Annotated in this window: 2 protein-coding genes; both read right to left on the bottom strand. The window is 38.5% G+C overall.

Annotated elements, in window-relative coordinates; all coding sequences use genetic code 11:
* Positions 1-560: 560 nt before the first annotated feature.
* On the bottom strand, positions 561-1235 hold the full coding sequence (locus BLR79_RS08645) for a type 1 glutamine amidotransferase domain-containing protein (protein ID WP_092087026.1): 675 nt from the start codon (positions 1233-1235) through the stop codon (positions 561-563).
* Positions 1236-1655: 420 nt separating this feature from the next.
* The gene (locus BLR79_RS08640) at positions 1656-1916 is read right to left on the bottom strand and encodes a MurR/RpiR family transcriptional regulator (protein ID WP_159427641.1); all 261 of its coding nucleotides are present in this window, start codon (positions 1914-1916) and stop codon (positions 1656-1658) included.
* Positions 1917-1963: the final 47 nt, after the last annotated feature.

Here is a 1963-nt window from a genome sequence, read left to right as displayed (position 1 = left end):
ATGCTTAGATTTTAAAACACCTTTTGAAGTACTCATGCACGAACTCGTTCAGTTAGAATAACTTTTTGTCGCAATAATTATTGCAATTCATCATATAAATAACCCCCACACGTACTTTTCCGGATCGTGCGGGAGTTTGGTGTTTCGTCATGCGCGAAACTATTAATGCTTTAACCTATAAGATCGTAACATATTTGTTGCAGATTAGCCATAACAAGTATTCTATAAAAGGTGTACTAGTTATGAAGAAAGTTCTTGCTCTCGCTAAGACATTTGTGACCACAGTGTTGGCAGAGTTAACCGTCTTTGCCATTACTGAATAGTGGCAACGTCGCAAATAATAGTTTTCCTTTTTCAGGTGCAACGCCACCACACCAACAAAAACCCCACACGACCGGCTAAAGTGCGTGTGGGGTTTGGTGTTTCATTATGAAACGAAATTCTTGCTCTACATCTATAGTATAACAGGATTAAAGTATTGCCGCAAACTTTTCCAGCAAAACAACAGTTCCTAATCACTTATCTTGCAAAAAATCCCACTAAATAAACGCGTGCTTTAGCTAATTGATGGCTTTCACCAATTCTTTGGCAACAGCTCTAGCAGACTGTGGGTTTTGACCTGTAATGACACGGCCATCTCTTGTCGCAAAGGAGGTAAAGAAACGCTTCTTGACATAATGAGCGCCTCGTTGTTTCAATGCTTCTTCCGTTGAAAATGGAACCTTATTTTTCTTGCCGGCTAACAGTTCTTCAACGTCAGTAAATCCCGTTACTTGTTTGTTTTTAATTAAATAATGGCCATCTTCTGTTAAGTTCAATAACCCCACCACGCCATGACAAACTGCGGTGACGTAGCCACCTTCTTTATAGATTGCCATCGCAATATGTTGGAGGGTTTCATCTTGTGGAAAGTCCCATAAAACACCATGACCACCTGTATAATAAATCCCGCAATATTCTTTCGGATCAATATCTTGAGGTGATTTAGTTTGAGCCAACGCCTTATTAACAAATGCGTCTTCTTGATACCATTTATAATCAACATCCGTCGCAAACTTCATTGAATAAGGATCAATCGGCACATATCCGCCTTTAGGGCTAACGAAGTCTGCTTCGATGCCGTGTTTTTGGATTTCATCATAAAAATGCGTCAATTCTCCTAACCATAGACCGGTTGGGACATTTTCTGTTTCATATTTTGCGGTATTTGTTAAAACAATCAATACTTTCTTCATCGCGATACTCCTTATACCTTTAATTCGCTTCATCTCGTAGCGCTATTATAACAAACTCCCTCGCGTTTCAATACTTTAAAGGTATTCTACTATGAAAAAATTATAAATAGCGCTACCCCAAAGATAAGAACCAAGTAAATGGAAAAGTTCCAACTTGTATCGAATATTTTTGCGACTATCATTGCAGAGTTAATCAGTTTTGCGATTATCTCTTGGTGGCAACGCCGCAAAAAGTAATTCCTTCGAGGAGTGTCTCACCGATAAAAAACCCCCACACGTACTTTTCCCGGTCGTGTGGGGGTTTGGTGTTTCGCCATAGCGAAAATCTTTGATCTGTACTTAAAGTATATAATGAACGGATCTTTAAGTCAACTATTAATTTACAAATGAATATATATTAACGACGACTCGGGATTTATTTTATTCTTTGGCTTCAATTTTACCAATACGGACTAGAAAGTGTCGCACTAATAGGTCGACAACATAGTAAATGGGTAAGAAAGAGACCATGATTTCTTCCCCAACAGGATAAGGAGTTGTTTGAAAATAAAGGGTGTGATCAGCAATACTTGCCAGTAAACTCTTTTGTAGTTGGGTAATGCCAATGACCGTCACTCCTCGAGCTTGATGAATGGAGTTGTTTAAGGTGGTTAGCACAAGTATGTCACCAAGTTCAATCACTCATAATATAGTGTAGAAATTTCTAACTTAAATTGACAATCGAGATT

The organism is Dolosicoccus paucivorans, from assembly GCF_900100125.1.
Taxonomy (GTDB): domain Bacteria; phylum Bacillota; class Bacilli; order Lactobacillales; family Aerococcaceae; genus Dolosicoccus; species Dolosicoccus paucivorans.
Note: the sequence above shows the minus strand (reverse complement) of the source record. Positions and strands in the feature narration are given on the sequence as shown.

Excerpts from the sequence above, each read along its gene's own strand:
- BLR79_RS08645 (WP_092087026.1), bottom strand. The coding sequence starts at position 1,235 with ATGAAGAAAGTATTGATTGTTTTAACAAATACCGCAAAATATGAAACA.